18 protein-coding genes and 2 pseudogenes are annotated in these 22328 nt (G+C 40.7%); 3 read left to right on the top strand and 17 right to left on the bottom strand.

Annotated elements, in window-relative coordinates; all coding sequences use genetic code 11:
* Positions 1-79: 79 nt before the first annotated feature.
* Positions 80-1339, top strand: coding sequence for a D-alanyl-D-alanine carboxypeptidase PBP3 (pbp3, locus tag SORDD15_RS03560; RefSeq protein ID WP_061414417.1), 1260 nt, complete (start codon positions 80-82; stop codon positions 1337-1339).
* A 14-nt stretch (positions 1340-1353) separates the two neighbouring features.
* On the opposite strand, the gene sdbB is transcribed toward pbp3, so the two are convergent.
* From sdbB to SORDD15_RS03605, 9 genes and pseudogenes are all read right to left on the bottom strand, one after another.
* Positions 1354-1899 (bottom strand): thiol-disulfide oxidoreductase-associated lipoprotein SdbB, encoded by a 546-nt coding sequence (gene sdbB, locus SORDD15_RS03565; protein ID WP_061414420.1) that lies wholly within the window; start codon positions 1897-1899, stop codon positions 1354-1356.
* Positions 1900-1910: 11 nt separating this feature from the next.
* Complete coding sequence (gene ccdA2, locus SORDD15_RS03570; RefSeq protein WP_061414423.1) at positions 1911-2618, bottom strand: thiol-disulfide oxidoreductase-associated membrane protein CcdA2; 708 nt, start codon at positions 2616-2618, stop codon at positions 1911-1913.
* A gap of 128 nt (positions 2619-2746) precedes the next feature.
* A complete protein-coding gene (locus SORDD15_RS03575) occupies positions 2747-3607 on the bottom strand; it encodes a methionyl aminopeptidase (protein ID WP_061414426.1) in 861 nt (286 codons plus the stop codon).
* Between the two features lie 15 nt (positions 3608-3622).
* Entirely contained in the window at positions 3623-4900 is a 1278-nt protein-coding gene (gene spxR / locus SORDD15_RS03580; protein ID WP_061414429.1) for a CBS-HotDog domain-containing transcription factor SpxR, read from the bottom strand.
* Positions 4893-5442, bottom strand: a pseudogene (locus SORDD15_RS03585) (GNAT family N-acetyltransferase). The gene spxR and the pseudogene SORDD15_RS03585 overlap by 8 nt, the downstream one beginning before the upstream one ends.
* A 15-nt stretch (positions 5443-5457) precedes the next feature.
* Positions 5458-6717, bottom strand: a complete 1260-nt coding sequence (locus SORDD15_RS03590; protein WP_061414432.1) for a UDP-N-acetylglucosamine 1-carboxyvinyltransferase — start codon at positions 6715-6717, stop codon at positions 5458-5460.
* A 765-nt stretch (positions 6718-7482) separates the two neighbouring features.
* A complete protein-coding gene (gene pyk, locus SORDD15_RS03595; RefSeq protein WP_061414435.1) occupies positions 7483-8988 on the bottom strand; it encodes a pyruvate kinase in 1506 nt (501 codons plus the stop codon).
* Between the two features lie 63 nt (positions 8989-9051).
* Positions 9052-10059 (bottom strand): 6-phosphofructokinase, encoded by a 1008-nt coding sequence (gene pfkA / locus SORDD15_RS03600; protein ID WP_061414438.1) that lies wholly within the window; start codon positions 10057-10059, stop codon positions 9052-9054.
* Between the two features lie 81 nt (positions 10060-10140).
* On the bottom strand, positions 10141-13242 hold the full coding sequence (locus SORDD15_RS03605; RefSeq protein WP_061414441.1) for a DNA polymerase III subunit alpha: 3102 nt from the start codon (positions 13240-13242) through the stop codon (positions 10141-10143).
* A gap of 415 nt (positions 13243-13657) precedes the next feature.
* Here SORDD15_RS03605 and SORDD15_RS03610 point away from each other — a divergent pair, with 415 nt between their 5' ends.
* Positions 13658-15931, top strand: a complete 2274-nt coding sequence (locus SORDD15_RS03610) for a Xaa-Pro dipeptidyl-peptidase (RefSeq protein ID WP_061414445.1) — start codon at positions 13658-13660, stop codon at positions 15929-15931.
* A 17-nt stretch (positions 15932-15948) separates the two neighbouring features.
* Positions 15949-16419 (top strand): arginine repressor, encoded by a 471-nt coding sequence (locus SORDD15_RS03615; RefSeq protein ID WP_061414448.1) that lies wholly within the window; start codon positions 15949-15951, stop codon positions 16417-16419.
* Between the two features lie 35 nt (positions 16420-16454).
* Here the strand turns inward: SORDD15_RS03615 and SORDD15_RS03620 are convergent, their stop codons facing one another.
* The 8 genes and pseudogenes from SORDD15_RS03620 to rpoD form a co-directional block, all read right to left on the bottom strand.
* Positions 16455-16619 carry a hypothetical protein gene (locus SORDD15_RS03620; protein ID WP_061414450.1) on the bottom strand — a complete coding sequence of 55 codons (165 nt, stop codon included), beginning with the start codon at positions 16617-16619 and terminating at the stop codon, positions 16455-16457.
* Positions 16620-16628: 9 nt separating this feature from the next.
* A complete protein-coding gene (obgE, locus tag SORDD15_RS03625; RefSeq protein WP_061414453.1) occupies positions 16629-17939 on the bottom strand; it encodes a GTPase ObgE in 1311 nt (436 codons plus the stop codon).
* Between the two features lie 71 nt (positions 17940-18010).
* On the bottom strand, positions 18011-18145 hold the full coding sequence (locus SORDD15_RS03630; protein ID WP_000863851.1) for a DUF4044 domain-containing protein: 135 nt from the start codon (positions 18143-18145) through the stop codon (positions 18011-18013).
* Positions 18146-18174: 29 nt separating this feature from the next.
* Positions 18175-18350 (bottom strand): annotated as a pseudogene (locus SORDD15_RS03635) (PspC domain-containing protein).
* Between the two features lie 32 nt (positions 18351-18382).
* The gene (locus SORDD15_RS03640) at positions 18383-19708 is read right to left on the bottom strand and encodes a glycosyltransferase family 4 protein (protein WP_061414456.1); all 1326 of its coding nucleotides are present in this window, start codon (positions 19706-19708) and stop codon (positions 18383-18385) included.
* Positions 19709-19716: 8 nt separating this feature from the next.
* Entirely contained in the window at positions 19717-20760 is a 1044-nt protein-coding gene (locus tag SORDD15_RS03645) for a glycosyltransferase family 4 protein (RefSeq protein ID WP_061415656.1), read from the bottom strand.
* Positions 20761-20873: 113 nt separating this feature from the next.
* Entirely contained in the window at positions 20874-21203 is a 330-nt protein-coding gene (locus tag SORDD15_RS03650) for a metal-sulfur cluster assembly factor (RefSeq protein ID WP_000331930.1), read from the bottom strand.
* A gap of 14 nt (positions 21204-21217) precedes the next feature.
* A complete protein-coding gene (gene rpoD / locus SORDD15_RS03655) occupies positions 21218-22327 on the bottom strand; it encodes an RNA polymerase sigma factor RpoD (RefSeq protein ID WP_000201892.1) in 1110 nt (369 codons plus the stop codon).
* Position 22328 lies beyond the last annotated feature (1 nt).

Below are 22328 nucleotides of genomic sequence, written 5' to 3' on the forward strand. Positions count from 1 at the left end.
CCATATTTCTGAAAAAGATAAGATGGCTTTAGTATAAAAGCGAGAATATTTTTTTTCTTTATGATAAAATAAAGCTAATATGAAAAAAGTAATTCTATCTTTAATGACACTATTTATTTTTGGAACAGCTTCTACTGTTTCTGCTCAAGAGTTTGATGTTGCTGCTAAACATGCCATTGCTGTCGAAGCTACAACTGGAAAAATCCTCTACGAGAAAGATGCAAATCAGCCTGTAGAAATTGCTTCTATTACCAAACTTGTTACAGTCTATTTGGTCTATGAAGCCTTGGAACAAGGAACCATCAGCCTATCTACACCTGTTGATATTTCGGACTATCCTTACAAACTTACAACTAATTCTGAGGCGAGTAACGTCCCTATGGAAGCTCGAAATTATACTGTTGAACAACTATTAGAGGCTACAATGGTATCCAGCGCGAACAGCGCTGCGATTGCGCTAGCAGAAAAGATTGCTGGTTCTGAGAAAGACTTTGTAGACAAGATGAGGGCTAAACTTCTTGAATGGGGAATTCAAGATGCAACTATTGTAAACACTACTGGTTTAAATAATGAGACCCTTGGCGATAATATCTATCCTGGTTCTAAAAAAGACGATGAAAACAAGTTGAGTGCCTACGACGTTGCAATCGTCGCTCGTAACCTCATACGAGATTATCCTCAAGTTTTGGAAATCACCAAAAAACCAACTTCTACCTTTGCAGGACTTGAAATCCACTCAACCAACTATATGTTGGAGGGAATGCCAGCCTATCGTGGTGGTATTGATGGACTAAAGACAGGTACTACTGATAAAGCTGGCGCTTCATTCGTTGGAACAACTGTTGAGAAAGGGATGCGTATTATTACGGTTGTTTTGAATGCAGATCAACAAGATACCAACCCTTATGCGCGTTTTACTGCAACTTCTGCACTTTTAGATTATATTTCTGCAAACTTTGCCTTAAAAACTGTCGTTCAGAAAGGTGAAGCTTACAACGATAGTAAAGTAACAGTTCTGGATGGTAAAGAAGATAATGTGACAGCTGTCGCTAAGTCAGATATTTCCATCGTCCAACGCATCGGAAGCGGTACTACACCAGCCCTCCAATTCACACCGAAATCAACATCAGAAATGGCTCCATTGGAAGAAGGCAAGGTTGTTGGTACTCTGACCTATGATGATCAGGATTTGGTCGGCCAGGGCTATCTCACTTCCGACAAACCATCTTTTGAAATGGTTTCTGAAAAGAAAGTAGAAAAAGCCTTCTTTTTGAAGGTTTGGTGGAATCAATTTATCCGCTTCATCAATGAAAAAACTATAAAAAAAAATCGCGAATAATCGCGATTTTTTCTTTATTTCATTTCTTTAAAAGCCGATTCTGCATCAGCGTTGCTAATAGCACCAAATTGGATTTTTCCGATTTTACCTTGACTGTCAATCAAGTATTCTGTTGGAATACTACGAATTTGGTAGGCTTGGAAGGTAGTTGCTTGCGTATCATATAGAACTGGAATGTCCTTGTAGCCTTGTTCTTGATACCATTTTGGAAAGTCTTGAACTGTTTTTTCACCTTGTAGACCTGGTGCAATAACACTCAAGATTTCAAAGTCTCGATCTTGTTTGGCAGCTAATTCCATCAGCTCAGGCATGCTTTTCTTACATGGTCCACACCAAGAAGCCCAGAATTTTAAATAGACCTTTTTCCCTTTATAGTCTGATAACTTCACTTCTTTGCCATCCATAGACTGCAAGGTAAAGTCTGGTGCATCCTTACCGACTGCGATTTGTTGTACAGCAGGCTGTTTGGGACTGCTTGTCTGTTTGGTCTCTTTTTCACCACAGGCAATCAATAAGAATAGAGACATGAGGCTCAATCCAGCAAAAATAACTTTTTTCATTTTTTCTCCTTTTATCCAAGAATTCCTGATAAGGCATTTAATTGCCCTAGCATTAATAATAATCCCATCAAAATAATCAAAGCTCCCCCGATTTTCTTTAGTAGAATCATATGGGGTTTTAATTTACTAAAATAGGGCATAATCCAGCCCGAAGCCAAGGCCAAAACAATGAAAGGAAGGGCCATTCCCAATGTGTATACTAATGTTAACACGGCTCCTTGCCAAGCACCATTTCCACCTGAAGCCGCCAGAGCCAAAACCGAACTTAAAACGGGGCCGATACAAGGGGTCCAACCAAAACTAAAAGTTATCCCAAGTAAAAAGGCTGACAGATAGTGATTAGACTTTGATTGTTTGAAGGTGACTGTCTTTTGAACCTCCAGTTTATTGATATGCAAGATTTCCATCTGGTGAAGTCCTAAAAGAATAATGACTATTCCCATAGCATAACGAAACCAGTCTGCATAGAGCATGTGCCCTAGGAATCCAGCTCCAAATCCTAAAATAAAGAAAATGAGGGAGATTCCTGCAATAAAGCACAAGGTCCGAATTAAGCCCGACCATGCAACGTCTCTTCCAAAAAAGCGAAAGCTTTTCGAATTTCCCTGATCATCCAGTAAAATACCAGCATAGACAGGTAGCAAAGGAAAGATGCAGGGTGAAAAGAAGGACAGGATACCGGCTAAAAAAACGGATACTAGAAATATAATCGACTCCAACGAATTACCTACTTTCTCAAAATTCTAATCCTATTTTACTACAAAAGAATAAATTTGTAAGAAGTCTGCTACGCATATTTATTTTGACTAAATTTGACACACAAAAAAAAGGAGCTTAGCTCCTTTTTTTAATACGTTCCTTCTTCACCTTGACTAGTCAAGATAACAGGACCGTCTTTGGTAATCACGAACTGGTGTTCATATTGGCAAGACAGGCCGCCATCTATAGTCTTATGAGCCCAGCCAGTCTTCATATCTGTATCAATTTCCCAGTCCCCAGTATTGATCATGGGTTCAATGGTTAGTACCATTCCTTCACGGAGACGGAGTCCACGGCCTGCAATACCGTAGTTAGGAACCATTGGCTCTTCGTGCATTGTTGGACCAACACCATGACCAACCAAATCACGAACGATACCGTAACCGCGACTTTCAGCGTATTCTTGAATGGCTGCACCAATATCACCGATACGATTGCCGACAACTGCTTGCTCAATTCCTACATACATAGCTTCCTTGGTTACGTCCATAAGGTTTTTCACTTCTTCAGACGGTGTACCAACCGCATAAGCCCAACATGAGTCAGCTAAACCACCAGTATAACTTTGGGTGTATTTTTTCATTTGTTCAACATTGTTGAAGTTGAGTTTAGATACATTGAGGTCGGATTTGGCAATCGGACCACCCAGTACCATGTCAACCTTGAGCAAATCGCCATCTTTCAAGATGTAATGACGTGGAAAAGCGTGAGCTACTTCGTCATTGAGAGAGCAACAAGTGGCATAGGGGTAATCCATGACAGCGCCATCCACACCAATCTGTAAAGGAAGGAAATTCTCCTCTTTACAACGTCGACGAACGTACTCTTCAACTTCCCACATATCCACGCCTGGCTTAATCAAATCACGTAAGCCGATATGGATACTTGCTAGGAAATCACCAGCCTTGTCCATGGCTTCGATTTCACGTGCTGATTTTAAAGTTATCATTTTTTCTCCTAGATTCTAATTAATTTTAACCGTAACATTTGCTTTTGAAACAATCTGATGCCCATGATAAATATCATAATCAATAATAGCTGAGCGTCTCGTATGGTGAATAATCCGAGCCTGAATCCGCAGAGTATCATCTATCTGCACAGCCTGCAAGAAATAAATCAACATCTGCTCAATGATGAGATTACGTCCGCTATTCACAACGAGGTCTTGGGTCATATGGTTGAGAATTTCAGCCAAGACACCATTAGCAAGGACCCCATTTTTCTCCAGCATGAAGGGCTCAACAGTAATGACGACTTCATCATGATTATAAGAGAGTTTTTGCCCGATTTGCTCTGAGAAAGTCGGCAAAGCAGAAACTTGGGAACGGCTCATCTTTTCCATGACATCTCGTCGTGTTACGACACCGAGTAAGGTTTGATTACTTCTGACAACAGGAACCATCTCAAAGTCTTCTGCAATCATTCGTTGACTGACATTGGCAATATTGGTCGCTAAGCCTGTTACAAAGATACTACGTGTCATCACCTTGTCAATCGTCGTGCTGGGGGATTTATCTCCTGCGTCACGCATAGTAACAACCCCAACAACCACTTGGTGTTGGTTAATGACTGGGAAACGACTACTTCTATTCTTACGGACCAAGTCTAAATAGTCTTTGACTGTATCCGTTTCTCTCAAAAAACCATACTCATGACTGGGACGATAGAGCTTTTCGACTGTCAGAATATCGGTTTTGATTTGAACATTTGAGAGGGCTTTGTTAATCATGGTCGCTACTGTAAAAGTATCATGTTTACTTCTTAGAACTGGAATCCCTTTTTTATTAGCCAACTCAAGAACATCGTCCTGGACATGAAAACCACCCGTAACGAGGACTGCATTTTCATTTTCCAGCGCCAAAAGTTGAATGCGAGTGCGGTCTCCTACGATCAAAAGACCGCCATCATGGAGATAGGACAGGATATTTTGCTCTGTCATAGCCCCAATGGAGAATTTGCTAAACTCTCTCTCTAGCCCTTCCTGGCCGGCTAAAACTTCAGAGGAAGTAACTTCAGCAATTTCAGCATAGGTTAGCCGTTCAATAGCCACTTTCTTTGGCTTAACTCGTATGGTTCCACTACGCGGTCGAGTTTCAACGATGCCACGATTTTCAGCTTCTTTGATAGCTCGGTAGGCTGTTCCGTCACTAACACCTAGGTGATTGGAAATACTGCGAACACTAACTCTTTTCCCAATTGGCAACGATTCCAAATAGGACAAGATTTCCTGGTGTTTACTCATTGAATTCTCCTTTTATATATCGAAATTCAAGATAGTCCCTCATTTTTCGTGTATAGCGATCACTTCCCTTAAACTGTCGGACGATGCTAAAGCCCGATTTTAAGGCTACTTTTTGACTAGCTTGATTCTCCAGATGAGTGATGATGGATAATTGTTTTAAACCAAATTCTTCAAAGGAAAGCTGACAAAGCTTGGTAACTACTTCTGTCATATAACCTTGTGACCAAGAATCCTTTTTAAGAAATAACCAATTTCTGCTTCTTTTTTGATTTCATCAATCTTTTCAAATTTAATGGAGCCAATCATTTCCTGATTTCCTTGGAGACAAATTGCCCAAACACCTAGAGGATTCTTCATAAAATAGTTAGCAAGTGCGTACTGACTTTCTTCCAAACTTGCTTGGCTGGGAAAAATAAACTGCAAATTCTCAGGGTTTGAAGCAATCTCGAAAAACGCTTGACTGTCACTAAAAAAGAAAGGACGCAAATACAAGCGCTCCGTTTCAAAAAAGAAAACATTGCTAATTTGGTCCAAATATTCATAATCACCTCAACGGCTTAGTCTTCAACGAGTGTAATATCCGCTCCAAGACTACGCAATTTTTCAATAATATCTGAGTACCCACGAAGGATAAACTCAATATTCGTAATTTCAGTCTGGCCTTGAGCCATCAAGCCAGCGATGACAAGTGCAGCACCAGCTCGCAAATCTGTAGCCTTTACACTAGCCCCGTGTAAGTTACGACCACCGTTGTAGATAATGTGATCATTTGTAGTCGTAATATCGGCATCCATTTTTTCTAACTCAAAGACATGATTGACACGTTTCTCATAAATCGTATCAATAATAGTTCCACGACCTTGAGCAGTCAGCAATAACGGAGTTATAGGCTGTTGCAAATCGGTTGCGAACCCTGGATAGGGAGCTGTTTTGATATTAATAGCCTTCAAATCAGACTGTTCTTCAACGAAGATACTGTCTTCTGAGACCGTCATACGAACGCCCATTTCCTCTAGTTTGGCGATAAAGCTTTCTAAGTGTTCATAGAGAACGTTGTTAATACGAATGCCTTTTCCTACCGCTGCAGCAAGTGAAATATAGGTTCCAGCTTCGATACGGTCTGGAATGACTTGGTGACGTGTTCCATGAAGTTTCTCGACACCATCAATAATGATGATATCGGTCCCTGCACCACGAATATGGGCCCCCATGTTGTTCAAAAGGGTAGCAACATCGATAATTTCCGGTTCACGGGCCGCATTTTCAATGACAGTACGTCCCTTAGCTTTAACCGCAGCAATCATGGTGTTAATCGTTGCTCCAACGCTGACGGTATCCATGTATATACTTGCGCCATGAAGCCCCTTACCTTGGGCAGATAAATTCATATTATCTCCCTCATAGCTGACCTTGGCACCCATGGCTTCAAAGGCTTTTAAGTGAAGGTCAATTGGACGAGGCCCCAAATCACATCCACCAGGAAGTCCAACTGTAGCTTCACCAAAGCGACCTAAAAGACTTCCGTAGAAATAATAAGAAGCACGCAAGCTATTAATCTTGCCATAAGGCATTGGAATGTTTTGAACACCTCTAGGATCAATCTCCAAGACATCATCATAACGCTTAACGGTCGCCCCCATAATTTCCATGATTTCGACAAGACTAGCAACGTCTGAAATATCTGGAACACAATCTAAAGTGACAATATCATCTGATAAGATAATAGCTGGAATAAGCGCTACAACACTATTTTTAGCACCACTAATGGTGATCTCACCTTGCAATGGACGTCCACCATTGATGACAATTTTTCTCATGTTTTACTCTTTCAAAATTTACTAAAAAGGTCTTTTCATTCCATTATACCATAATTTCCCATTTTTTCCCATTCTTCTTGATTAAATTAAATGCCTTCTCTTTTTTGGTAATTCTCAGTAATTTAGGTCCTATCATTTCCCTCGGGAAATGATAGTTCTATAATGAAGTTAAGCACCCAGCCTATCTAAAGATTAACAACCTAATCTCCCCTAGAGCGCATGATTTCATTTGATAATAGGCCTAAAACTGTTGGACTAATTGCCCAATACTAGGAGAGTTACTGCGGAAATTTTAACTATCCCTCACCGAATTCATCATGAACAACTAAAAATGACCAAACACGACTGACTTACTGTGTATCCTAGAAGAGAAAAGAGGTCAAAAGTAACCTATTCCCAACTTTAAATCTAATTCAAAATCCGATTATACTAGATTAAAATCAAAGTGCACTTTTATTAGAATCCTGATTGAATAATATCATAGCCCAAGTATATCCTTGTGAATTTACCGTTTCTCATAGACATTGCTTTCTACAGGAAAGTAATGAGATATTCCTAAAAACTATAATATATATATATATATATCTGTTAAAAATTTATATGCTTTTTGATTATAAATGAGTATTAATAAGTATCATAAAAATCCCTGAACAATGGTTCTCTCAGAAAATTTATTCTTGCTGATTAAAAGAACTTTGCTCCTTTATACAAAAAAGGCCTATCCAACAAGCCGATAAGCTGATAGGATAGGCTTTTTAGATTTTATTAACGTACAGTACGGATACGCATTGTGTTTGTACGAACTGCTTCGCCAACAGGTACACCTGCAACGATAACGATATCATCACCAGATTGAACAAGACCTGCTTCAACTGCTTTACGTTCAGCAATTTCAAACATATCATCAGTTGATGATGGAGCTTCTGTCAACATTGGGATAACACCCCAGTTCAACATCAATCCACGTTCAGTTAATTCGTCGAATGTCAATGCCAAGATGTCAGCATTTGGACGGTATTTAGAGATTAAACGTGCTGTATGACCAGTCTTAGTAAGTGTTACAACCAATTTGATGTCCATTGAGTTTGTAGCATCTTTAACAGCTGAAGCCATAACTTCTGTCTTAGAGTTACGTTCGAATGAATCTGAGTTCAAACGTCCGTATTCGTTAAGAAGAGTTTGAGCGTTCTTGTCGATTGTAGCCATTGTTGTTACTGACTCAAGTGGGTATTTACCGTTTGCAGACTCACCTGAAAGCATAGTTGCGTCAGTTCCGTCGATAACAGCGTTAAATACGTCTGATACTTCTGAACGAGTTGCACGTGGTTTTTCAGTCATTGTTTCAAGCATATTCGTTGCTGTGATAACAACTTTACCTGCTGCGTTCACTTTAGTGATAATCATTTTTTGGTAAACTGGAACCATTTCGAATGGTACTTCGATACCCATGTCACCACGAGCAATCATGATACCATCAGCAGCTTCGATGATTTCATCCAAGTTGTCAATCCCTTGTTGGTTTTCAATTTTTGCGAACAATTGAACATGACCGTTACCAGTTTCTTCACAGATTGCACGAACTTCGTTAACGTCTTTTGCAGTACGAACGAATGAAATCGCGATGAAGTTGATTCCTTGCTCAAGACCAAAACGAATATCGTCGTTATCGCGTTCAGCAAGTGCTGGGAAAGGAATCTTAGTGTTAGGGATGTTTACACCTTTTTGCTTAGCGATTACACCATCATTTTCAACTTCTACTTCAAATTCACGAGTTGCATCGTCTTTAGCAACAACGCGAAGACCCAATTTACCATCGTCAACCAATACTTGACGACCAACCTCAACGTCGTTGTAAATATCAAGACCACCTGCAACGTTCAATGCAATCACATCACGAGTTGATTTGATTCCTTGTTTAGTTGCAACACGGATTTTCTCACCAGTTTTGTATGAGTACTCTTTTGCATCTCCTTCAAACAATTCTGTACGGATTTCAGGTCCTTTTGTATCAAGAAGGAAACCAACTTTTTGACCAGCGATTTCTTCTGCACGTTTAACCGTTGCCATACGGTCACCTTGTTCTTGGTGGTCACCGTGTGAGAAGTTGAAACGGAAAGTGTTTGCTCCAGCTTCAATCAATTTTGCAATGTTTTTAGCAGATGCTTCTACATCTAATTTTTCACCCCAGTAACCATCGTCACCGAATTTTTTACCACCACGGATTTCTACCGCAGGACCTAATGTTGCAACGATTTTAACACGTTTTTTCATGATTTATGAGACTCCTTTTTATTTCTGACCACTCGGTCTTAATTGTGACTAATTTAACAAAGCTTAGGACAAGCTCTTATTGAGTTCAGCAAGTTCAAGATCCGCTTTGTGAGGATTATTAACAATAATCTTACCTTCAGCTGTCAAGCTAAACAAAGCACCTTCTTCTGCTGTTCCAAGGATTGGATTTTCAACCATTTTTTCATTGCGGATACCAACAGCAACGCCACCAATACCTTGTTTAAGCAATTTAACAGCATGCGCTCCCATACGTGAAGCCAAGACACGGTCACGAGCAGTTGGTGAGCCACCCCGTTGAATATGCCCAAGCTCAGTTACACGAAGATCACTCAAATCTCCAGAAGCTTTTAATTGTTCTCCAAATTCAGCTGCTGACATGACACCTTCAGCGAGGACAATGATATTGTGTTTTTTACCGTGCTCATATCCAGCTTTGATGCTAGCTACGATGTCTTCCATTTTGAAACCTTCTTCAGGAATGATAATTTCATCGGCACCTGTTGCAATACCAGCCCAAAGAGCAATGTCTCCAGCGTTACGTCCCATTACTTCAATAACAAAAGTACGACGGTGACTTGATGATGTATCACGAATCTTATCGATAGCATCCATTGCAGTCGTAACTGCAGTATCAAATCCAATTGTGAAATCAGTGCCTACGATATCGTTATCAATAGTTCCTGGAAGTCCGATAGCTGGGAAGCCATGCTCGGTCAAGCGCATAGCTCCGTGATAAGAACCGTCTCCACCGATAACTACGACTCCTTCGATACCGTGTTTTTTCAATTGCTCAATCCCTTTAAGTTGACCTTCAAGTTGGGCAAACTCTGGATAGCGAGCTGAGTGAAGGAAAGTACCACCACGCGAAATGATGTCCCCTACTGAAGCTGCATCTAGGGGATGGATTTCACCAGCAACCATGCCAGCATATCCATCGTAGATACCAAACACTTCCATTCCTTCTGAGATTGCTTGACGAACAACTGCACGAATGGCAGCGTTCATACCAGGGGCGTCACCGCCACTAGTTAAAACAGCAATACGTTTCATTTGGTTTATGCTCCTTTTTCTTTTAACATTCTTACTGATTATACCACATTTAAATCGAAAATTCTTCTATTTTCCGTATTTTTAACGATAAATCGTTTTCATAGCAATTCCCTCTAATTTTTCCTGTAGAGCAGAATCTTTTCTTACAAAATGTTGTGTAGAAACAATCGTTTTTCCTTCCTCTTCATACCTGATAATGACAGAGATTGGGCCTTTGTATTGTTCTAGGATATTTGAAATCTCTTTATCGTATTCATGATTTTTAACTTGAATCCAGAATCGTTCCGCCACTGCTTCTTTCAAATCTTGTGCAATCATTTGCAGACGACCATCTCGAGATTGAACTTTGCCATTGATGTAGTAAAATTTCCCTTCGGATAAAATGGAAGCAAATTTTCTATATTGGTCTGAAAATACAGTTACATCCATCCGAGACTTACTATCATGAACCTGTAGAAAGGCCATACTCTCGCCTTTCTTGGTTCGAATCACTTTAATCTTTTGAACTTCAACTAGGAGAGTGGCTTGAGCTCCCTCGGTTAGATTAGTGATTGGTGTGGTCGGATATAGGGCTTGTTTGGCAAGAGTTTGGAGAGGATGGGCACTGATACCTACCCCAATCAGTTCCTGCTCTTTGTAAAATTTCTCTGCCTCAGTGAAATCATCAGCCTCAGTCCAACTATAGTTTGTATCCGCAAAGAGACCTCCTAACTCCTCAACAAAGACAAATAAGTTTGGTAGGTTTACTAGGATTTTCTGGCGGTTCTTATCAAATTCATCAAAGAGCCCTAGTTCAACCAAAGGAGTCAAAAGCGATAGTTTCTTGTAATTCTTGGGGAGACGTGTGACGAAATCTTCAATACTTGAGAAGGGACGATTTTCGATAATCCAGTAAGAAAAATCTCTTGGCATACCCTTAATGGCTTTTAGACCAAGATAGATTTTCTTCTGGGCAATCTTATCATGATAGGGAATGCTATTGATTGCTAAGGGAGCTACTTCAAAGCCCATCTGCAATGCATCTACAATGTAATCACTGCTTGAATAATTCAACATGACTTGAAAGAAAATAGCAGGATAATGCGTCTTGAAATAAGCTAGCTGGAAAGCCAGTGCTGAGTAGGCATAGGCGTGGGATCTGTTAAATCCATAGCCCGCAAACTTTTCCATCACTGCAAAAACTTGGTTGGCCTTTTCTTCTGTATGCCCCAATTTCATAGCTCCTGTGATAAAATCTTCCCTCATCAAATGCATCTCTTTAGCATTTTTCTTACCCATGGCTCGTCTGAGAATATCGGCTTTACCAAGACTGAAACCTCCAAAGCGTTGAGCTACCTGCATGACCTGCTCTTGATAGAGCATGATACCATAAGTTGATGAAAGGATGTGCTCCAAGACAGGGTCTAACACTGTCACCTTTTCTTTGCCGTGCTTCCGAGCGACAAAGTTATCAATATAATCACTAGCTCCTGGTCTGTTGAGCGAGGTTGTGGCTACTACCTCTTCAAAGACTTGCGGCTGAACTCGTTTCAAGAGTCGAATGGCGCCAGGTTGTTCAAATTGGAAAATCCCCTTGGTATTTCCAGCAGCAAAGAGGGCCAAGGTTTCTTTGTCTTCCAGATCAATCTCTTCGATTTTCAGATGAATACCCTCTGACTCAGCAAGTAATTCCTGCATTTTTTGGACAAAAGTCAGGTTACGCAGACCTAGGAAATCCATTTTTAGAAGTCCATTGGCTTCAACACCATGAGCATCATACTGAGTGATCAGCATATCCTCACCATATTTTAGAGGAATGTAGTCCGTCAAGTCTTGGTCACTCATAACGACCCCAGCGGCATGGATAGAGGTCTGACGAGGATACCCTTCAATCTTTCGAGCAATCTCAAAAGCTTTTTGATATTCAATCTTACTATTGATGACCTGCCTAAACTGTAAATTCTTTTCATAGGCTGTCGTTAGCGTATCTCGGAAACTGATTTTTTTCGTAATATTGGTTAATTCGTACTCTGGAACGCCATAGCGTTTGAAAACATCACGAATTGCTTGTTTTGCCCCAAAGGTCGAATAAGTGACAATCTGTGCCACGTGTTGACTACCGTACCGATCACGAACATAACGAATGAACTCCGGCCTATAAAGGTCAGGAATGTCAATATCAATATCAGGCATGGTGTAACGCTCACGATTTAAAAAGCGCTCGAAAATCAAGTTCTTTTCAACCGGATCAATCCCTGTTATGTCAAGTGAGTAGGCAACCAAGCTACCCACAGCAGAACCACGCCCCATACCCATATAGTAGCCTTGGGAACGTCCAAAACGAAGCAAATCCCAAACTACAAGAAAATAGTCATCAAAGCCCATATCATGAATCACAGCCAACTCTTCATTCAGCCGCTCACGATAGATAGCTGAGGTTAGTCCCTTGTCACTCAACCCTTGCTCAGCCCTCTCTCGAAGTTCTTCTACTGCTGGTCTTTCAGGATTAAAGCGAGGGAGTTTTAAACTCGGGTCGATCTGGTAGTCAACATTCTCTATCAGACCTTGAAGATTGGCAAGCGCCTGAGAGAAGCGATTCATAAAACGTGCTTCCAAGTCTGAGGCAGGTAAAAAAATCCCCTGTTGTGAATGTACATCCACTTCTCTCAGGCTGACATTGTCCTTGACCGCTGACAAGATTTGTAAAACCTGTAGATCTTCTTTTTCAAACGAATTGACTTGATAGAGGGGAAGAATGGGTCTGGTAAAGACTTCTTGAGGAGTATCTGGACTGACACCGATAAAATAATCATGCCCTAAATTCAGCTGTTCGACCCCATTAAAATAGGGAACAATAATAGCAACATCCTCGAGGTGGGGGGTAAAGTCAGACCAGTTTTTTCGTCCAGTCATTTTTAAAGTGGATAACTTCATCAACTCTTGATAACCTTTAGTGGATAAGGCTAGAAAACGGAAAGAAATCTCCTTCTCGTCTATAATCAAGTTCATTTCTAGTCCAACTAAAGGTTGAATGCCATGCTTACGGGTCACTTCTAAAAAGTGATAGACTCCATAGAGATTATCCACATCCATAATAGCAAGGTGAGAATAGCCATACTCTTTAGCCGTTTGAACGTATTTTTCAATCGAGACCACACTTTCCATAAAACTATAAACAGTCTTGGTGTCGAGCTGCGCAATCATTTCTTCTCCTCCTTGCTTTCGTTTTACTACTATTATACCATTTTAAGTTGGATATTGAAGCAACTCGGATGCTTTCTTTTCAACATCATCAGTTACAAACTTCTTCTCTCCTTACTGTTAAATTCTTCATTTCTCAGAGAAAAGAAACAAAAAGTTAATATTATATAATATTTTTAAATGTGAATTTAGATATATTTATACCAAACGAAGTATAATAAAGATAGGAGTTATATGCAGTTTTACATATAAAAATCTCTAGAAAAAGGCTTACTTCTATGGTATTTATTCAGCGTTTTATAATAACTTACCAAATAGATATGCTGGTTTAAGAAATTTATTTCATTTAAGTTTATTTATTCCATTTTTCCCTATTTTTTGATATAATAAATTTAGTTTGTTTTCAAAGGAGAGAAACATGCGTTTTAATCAATTCAGCTATCAACCAACCACTAGTTCTCAACGATTTGAGGAATTAGAAGGTCTTGGTTTAAAGCTGTCACCTCAACTGTCCTTAAAAAAGCAGTTTGAAGACTTCATTCGTTGGAGTTTTTTCACTTATTCTAACACGGATTATGCCTTGTCGACTTTGGCTGCGGATAAAGAAACCGATTTAGTAACCTTTTTCCAGTCAGACCGTGAGTTAACTGCGGAGATTTTCTACACAGTAGTTTTTCAACTTTTAGGATTTAGCTATCTTGTTGACTTTGAGGATGCCGAACAGTTCCGTAAAGAAACCGGTTTTCCTATTGTTTATGGGGATCTCATTGAAAATCTTTATCAGTTGCTCAATACGCGAACGAAAAAAGGAAACACGCTCATCGACCAGCTTGTTAGTGATGGACTCATTCCAGAAGATAATCACTACCACTACTTTAACGGTAAGAGCTTGGCAACCTTCTCTACTCACAATGTCATTCGTGAAGTCGTGTATGTCGAGAGCTGTGTGGATACTGATAAAGACGGACTTCCTGATTTAGTCAAAGTCAGCATTATTCGCCCATCTTACGATGGTCAAGTACCTGTTCTTATGACTGCCAGCCCTTATCACCAAGGGACCAACGATAAAGCCAGTGACAAGGCTCTCTACAAAATGGAAGGAGAGCTTGAGGTCAAACCGCCCCACATCATTGAACTTGAGAAACCTAAGCTGAATTTAGTCGAACCTCATGGTCCAGCAGAAATCGTCTCAGAAGCTGAAGAAAAGCTATCCCATATCAATAGCTCATATACTCTAAATGACTACTTCCTCCCACGTGGATTTGCTAATCTCTATGTATCGGGTGTTGGTACCAAGGATTCCCAAGGGCTCATGACCAATGGGGACTACCAGCAGATTGAGGCATATAAAAATGTCATTGATTGGCTTAATGGCCGTTGCCGTGCTTTCACGGACCACACGCGCAAGCGCCAAGTCAAGGCTGACTGGTCAAACGGCAAAGTCGCAACAACAGGTATTTCCTATCTAGGTACCATGTCCAATGGTCTCGCCACCACTGGTGTTGATGGCTTAGAAGTCATCATTGCAGAAGCAGGTATTTCCTCTTGGTACAACTACTATCGAGAAAATGGTCTAGTGACTAGCCCAGGGGGCTATCCAGGTGAGGATTTTGACTCACTTGCTGAATTGACCTACTCCCGTAACCTCCTGGCTGGTGATTATATTCGTGGTAATGGAGTTCATCAGGCAAACTTAGAGAAGGTAAAAGAACAATTAGATCGCAAAACTGGTGACTACAATCAGTTTTGGCATGACCGCAACTATCTGCTCAATGCTCACAAGGTTCAAGCTGAAATCGTCTTTACACATGGTTCTCAGGATTGGAACGTCAAACCTCTTCATGTTTACCAGATGCTTCATGCCCTTCCTAGCCATATCAATAAGCACCTCTTTTTCCATCATGGTGCCCATATCTATATGAACAACTGGCAGTCGATTGACTTCCGAGAGTCCATGAATGCCTTGTTAAGTAAGAAATTGTTAGAACTTGACTCAGGCTATCAACTTCCGACTGTCATCTGGCAGGACAATACCAAACCTCAAACATGGCAGAGTCTTGACGACTTTGGCAAGCAGGATAAACTGCATACTTTCTCACTTGGAACTGAAGAAAAAGTGATTCAAAACCAGTATGATCAAAAAGATTTTGATCGTTATGGAAAGACTTACCAGACCTTCAACACAGAACTTTACCAAGGAAAAGCTAATCAAATCACCATTGACCTTCCGGTGACTAAAGACATCCACTTAAATGGGCGAGTGGAGCTGAAGCTTCGTGTCAAATCGAGTACGAACAAGGGCTTATTGTCAGCCCAACTGTTAGAACTTGGACAAAAGAAATATCTGCAGCCTTATCCAGCTGTTTTAAGTGCTAGAACCATTGATAATGGTCGTTACCACATGCTAGAAAATCTCTGTGAACTGCCGTTCACCCCAAATGCCCAACGTGTCATCACCAAAGGTTACCTCAATCTTCAAAATCGAACCAACCTCTTGACGATTGAAGAAATCCAACCAAATGAATGGATGGACTTCAAGCTAGAGCTTCAACCAACTATCTACAAACTTAAAGAAGGAGATACTCTCCGTTTGGTTCTCTACACAACAGACTTTGAGATTACAATTCGAGACAATACAGACTATCACTTGACTGTTGATTTAGCACAGTCCGCTATCACCATCCCCTCATAAAGGAGTTATTAATACATATGAACAAATCAGAACACAGACACCAACTTATCCGCGCCCTCGTTTCAAAAAACAAAATCCACACTCAAGCGGAATTACAAGCCTTGTTAGCCGAAAACGATATCCAAGTTACTCAGGCTACCTTATCACGCGATATCAAAACCATGAACCTTTCAAAAGTGCGCGAAGAGGATAATTCTTATTATGTGCTAAATACAGGATCTATCTCCAAGTGGGAAAAACGTCTTGAAAATTATATGGAAGATGCTCTTGTTATGTTGCGTCCTGTGCAACACCAGGTTATTTTGAAAACTTTACCCGGTTTAGCCCAATCATTTGGATCTGTAATTGATTCCTTAGACTTTCCAGATGTCGTTGCCACCCTTTGTGGAGACGATGTCTGCATGATTATCTGTGAAGATGCTACAAAAGCGCAAGCTTGTTTTGAAAGTCTTAAAAAATATGCGCCACCATTTTTCTTTAGTGAATAAAATAAATCCCGTGATCAAAAGATTACGGGAATTTTTTATTTCTTTGACTGTGTTTCTTCTTGCTTTGTACGTGCCAATCGAAGAGCACGTTTAGGATTGAGACGATTAAACAATTCTTCTAGTTTCTTTTCATTCCATACATCTGCTGCAGAAACAAAATTTCCATCTGCATCTCGGAATGATATCGGTTTATCTCCCATATCAATCTCCTAGTCTACAAATTCAAACTCAAATTTACCGATGCGGACCAAATCGCCATCTTTGGCTCCACGCGCACGAAGGGCTTCGTCAACTCCCATACCACGTAGCTGACGGGCAAACTTCATAACTGATTCGTCACGGTCAAAGTTGGTCATGTTAAAGAGTTTCATGAGTTTTTCACCAGAAAGTACCCATGTCGCATCATCATCACGACTAATCTCAAAGGCTTTTTCTTCCTCATCAAAGCCGTAGTATGCCTCTTCTTCCATATCGGATTCATCATAAATCGGAAATTCTGGAGTCTTGTCTAACAATTCAGCTGTCGCATCCAAAAGTGTAGCCAAACCTTGCTTGGTTAATCCAGAAATAGGGAAGATGGCTGGAAGTTCCTCAAACTCGTCGTAGTTTGCTGCCAACTTTTCCTTGAAGGCTTTAAGATTTTCCTGACTTTCAGGCATATCCATCTTGTTGGCAACGATGATCTGAGGACGTTCCATGAGACGAAGGTTATAGGATTCTAATTCCTTATTGATAGCAAGGTAGTCCTCATAAGGATCACGTCCTTCGCTAGCTGACATATCGATGACATGGAGGATAACTCGTGTACGTTCGATATGACGAAGAAACTGGGTTCCAAGACCAACACCTTGACTAGCTCCTTCAATCAAACCTGGAAGGTCAGCTACTGCAAAAGAATCACCTGACTGCGTACGAACCATACCCAAATTAGGGACAATCGTCGTAAAGTGGTAAGCACCGATTTTAGGTTTAGCTGAAGTGATGACACTGAGCAAAGTTGACTTTCCGACAGATGGGAAACCGACTAGACCAACATCCGCTAGAATCTTCAATTCCAGTTGTAACTCACGTTCTTGTCCTGGTTCTCCATTCTCAGAGATTTCAGGTGCAGGATTTTTTGGAGTGGCAAAACGGATATTTCCACGACCACCTCGACCGCCATGAGCCACGATAAATTCCTGACCATGTTCAATCAAGTCTGTAATGACTTTGCCAGTTTCTGCATCACGTACAGTAGTCCCCTGTGGTACCCGAACACGTAGATCTTCTGCACCACGTCCGTGCATTCCTTTGGTCATTCCTTTTTCACCGGAATCAGCCTTGAAATGACGGTTATAGCGGAAATCCATCAAGGTACGTAAGCCTTCGTCTACCACGAAAACAACGTTTCCTCCACGTCCACCATCACCACCCCAAGGACCGCCATTAGGGACATATTTTTCACGGCGAAAGGCAACCATGCCATCGCCACCATTACCAGCCTTGACCTTAATCTTGGCTGTATCTAAAAACATACTCATATTTTCTTCTCACTTTAAAAAGGCTGGGGAGAACCCAGTCATTAGTTATTGTTTCTATCCTCGTAGCTTGCTTAGAATCTACTAAAAGCTCCAAGCGCAGTTGCAAAGATACCAGCAAGGGTTACAAACAACATGATGAGCACGACAACAAGTGTCACCTTTTCAAACAAAGTTTTTTTACGTTTTCCGTTATCTCCAAAAGCCATAACTTCTCCTTTTTCTATATAATTCTAATTTAATAGTCTGTTGAAACTGGTGCAATCAACATAAAATGATATAAGCAAGGACTCCTGTCCCATAACAAAATGCAAGAACAGCCCAAATGACACGAACAATTGTTGGATCGATATCAAAATAATGAGCAACTCCTGCGCATACTCCACCAATTTTTTGATCTTTGCCACTTCTCATTAATTTTTTCATTATTTCTTCCTCTTATTCTATTATTTGAATTCGTCTCTCCAATAATCTCTGATGCTAGACAATTGTTTTCGAGACGCTCTTAAAATACGCTTGGATTCTTTTACTGGGCTTGTAACAGCCTGTTGAGGTAGATAGAGAATCGTTTTTAAGAAGCGTTGAGTGACAGGTTGTCCATCATGTAACTCATGTTCAAAGTTATTTGAGATAATGGCATCAAGGTAAAACTCATGAACTCGTTTCCCAAAATTTTCAGCCGAAATCTCGTACAACTTATCCGCCAACTTTTGTTCAGACATATCAGGAGTAGCGATCAAGGCTTCAAGGATAGCTCCTGCAAGCTCTCGTTCTCCATAATATAGGGTACCAAACATTTTATCATTGATCAGATTTTCAAGATAGGGGTTACCATGAGCGATAACAGGCGTTCCACTGGCTAGACTTTCTAGATAGGTTAAACCCTGAGTTTCACTCGTAGATGCTGAAATAAAGAAATCAGCTGCTTTATAGTACAAGGCTGTCTCACTTGGAGCAATCATACCTGTAAAAATCACATGTTTTTGTATGTTTAATTTCCCTGCTTGTTCTTTCAGACTATCCAGATAAGGTCCGTCTCCAGCAACAACCAACTTCACCTTGTCTTCTTCTTTCAAAACCTGCGCAAAGGCAGCTAAGACTGCTTGGATATTCTTCTCAAAGGAGATACGAGAAAGACTCAGCAACATTTTCTCGCCTTCCTGAATACCTAACTTCGAGCGAAGCTCTAGTAAGTTTTCCTCTTTTATCTCAGGTCGTTCAAACTTAGCCAGCTCAATTCCAGTTGGGATGACACGCTTTTCAACCTTGACTTTGTATTTAGATAAAAGGTCACGAACAATCTCACTGGGGCAAATCACACCATCTACATCATGAAGGAAGCCACGAACCAAATATTTTACCATACTCGGACGAATTAGCATGCCCTTAGCAATGTAATGCACATAGTCTTCATACTGGGTATGGTAGGTATGAATAACTGGAATTTTCAATTCTCTAGCAATCCAAATTCCTAACAAACCAAGGGAAAATTCTGTCTGGGTATGAATGATATCGAGTTGATACTGCTTGGCAATTTCAAGCGCCTTAGTAAAACCACGATAAGCAAAGCGACGATCTTTAAAAGCGAAAAAAGGGATACTTGGGATACGAATAATTTGCCAATCTTCATAGCGGTTCACATCCTTATCCGTTGTTGTAAAGATAAATACAGCATGTCCTTGCTTTTCAAGTTCCGTTTTTAAAGTCCGAATACTGGTCGCCACACCAGAAACTTGAGGGAAATAGGTATCTGTAAATAAACCAATTCGCATAAATTACCTCACTTTTTGCCCAAAGCAGCCTGTTCTCGATAAAATTTTAACCAGATTTCCAACAAATGCTCCTCAGAGTACTCTTTGGAGATTTCGCGAGCTTTTTCTTTCAAGCCTTTTAAAGCTTCAGGGTCATTCTTGTATTCTAGGATTGCTTCTCTCATCTCGGAAACATCACTTGTAGCACGATAATTCCCATCAAGAATAACCTTATACAAATCCAAATCCCTCAACATAATCGGAGACTCGCAACTAGCGGCCTCTAGGATGGTCATAGGGAATAATTCGTTGTAACTTGGTAGCAAGAATAGATCCGCCATAGCGTAAAGTTCCCGCATCCGTTCCGGTGACACAATTCCGGGAAAAATAAGATTTTTGGGTGGATTGTCCATAATCTTCTTATAGCGTTCATAACCATCTGTCATCCCACCAAATGAAAAACCACCTGCCCAAATAAAGGTAATTTCTGGCAATTCCTCAGCAAGACGGATAAAATCATCAATTCCTTTACGTTTCTGAACCTGACCCGCACCGATTACGACAAACTGATCTTCCGCGAGATCCATTTCCTTCCGGAGTTGTGCAACTTGTTCAGCTGGTAATGGATGCCATTTTTCTTTGTTTACAAAATTTGGAATATAAGTTACTTTTTCACGCGGAATACCAGCAGCCACTAAATCCTCGATAAACATGGGATTGACCACCACCAAGTGTTCCATTCGGTTGTAAAAGGAAAAAACATAGCGTTTGACAATTCCTTTTAGGAAAAATGGAATCTTCAAACTCCCCTCAAGCGTATCAGGCAAAAAATGCACATAGCCAATTTTTCTCCCAGAACGTTTCTTTTGGAAAGTAGATAAATAATAAGGGAAATCAATGGTGTGAAAATGAGTTACATCTGCCTCTACAGGAAGATTCTCCGTAACAATCAACTGGTCTTTGGCATCACGGTGAAGGAGACTAACCAATTCTCGATAAGCTCCTGACACTCCTTGACCAGCTACTTTTTCACTTGAACTTAGCATATTAATACGCAATTTTTCGTTTTCCATACCATTCATTATACCATTTTATTTCCAGAAAATCAGCAAAAGAAAGAAGAGACCAAAGGAAAAAGGATAAATTTACCTTATTTTCCAATCGTCTCTCGCATTTTTCTTACACTTTATTTAATTCCTAGGGCGATACGCGCGTATCGGCTCATTTTCTCAACCGTCCAAGCTGGATACCAGACCAATTTAACTTCGGTATTAGTTACCTCAGGCACATCTGTCATCGCATCGTGTATCTGGTCTGTCAAAAGGTCAGCCAGTGGGCAGCCCATAGTTGTCAAGGTCATATCAATCTCAGTGTGACCTGTCTCCCCATCAAATCGAATTTCATAAATCAAACCTAGGTTGACAATATCAATCCCCAACTCAGGGTCGATGACTTCTTCCAAAGCATTTAAAATGCGTGTTTTGATCGTTTCAATTTGCTCTTCTGTATAAGCCATGTTATTCCTCACTCTTAGTCTTCAATAAAATCACGAAGGGGTTTGCTACGACTTGGTTGGCGCAATTTTCTCAAAGCCTTGGCTTCGATCTGACGGATACGCTCACGAGTCACGTTAAAGACTTTCCCAACATCTTCAAGGGTACGCATTTTACCATCATCTAACCCGAAACGCAAGCGCAAGACGTTTTCTTCACGATCTGTTAGAGTATCCAAGACTTCGTCCAACTGCTCGCGCAAAACGATACGAGTTGTGTAGTCTACTGGATTTTCAATCACTTCGTCTTCGATAAAGTCCCCAAGATGGCTATCGTCCTCTTCACCAATCGGTGTTTCAAGTGATACTGGTTCTTGAGCGATTTTTAGGATTTCACGGACCTTGTCAGGTGTCATATCCATACGCTCAGCGATTTGTTCAGGAGTTGGATCTTGACCCAATTCCTGAAGGAGGTTCCGCTGTTCACGAACTAATTTATTAATGGTTTCTACCATGTGAACAGGGATACGAATAGTGCGGGCTTGGTCAGCGATGGCACGAGTGATTGCCTGACGAATCCACCAAGTTGCGTAAGTTGAAAACTTAAATCCTTTTGAATAGTCAAACTTGTCAACGGCCTTCATCAAGCCCATGTTTCCTTCTTGGATCAAGTCAAGAAACTGCATGCCACGCCCTACGTAGCGCTTAGCGATAGAAACCACCAAACGAAGGTTGGCTTCTGCAAGACGTTGTTTGGCTTCAATATCACCAGCCTCAACTGCTAGGGCCAATTCTTTTTCCTCTTCGTTGGTCAAGAGAGGAACGACCCCGATTTCCTTCAAATACATACGGACTGGGTCATTGACCTTAGCCGAAGTTGAGCCAATCAAGTCCTCATCACTGAGTTCTGGTTCTTCTTCTGCACTAAGCACACGCGCGCTTGGATTTCCTTCATTATCTGTGATAGAAATTCCAGCATCCTGAATCCGTTGCAAAAGGTCTTCAATCCCATCAGCATCCAAGGTAAAAGGAATAACCAGACTTGAATTGATTTCGTCGTCTGTTGCTGTTCCTGTTTTTTTGTGGTTACGGATAAAGTCTGCTACTTGCACATCAAATGTCGTTACTTCTTTTTGTTTTGTTGCCATT

The organism is Streptococcus oralis, assembly GCF_001578935.1.
Lineage (GTDB): Bacteria > Bacillota > Bacilli > Lactobacillales > Streptococcaceae > Streptococcus > Streptococcus oralis_R.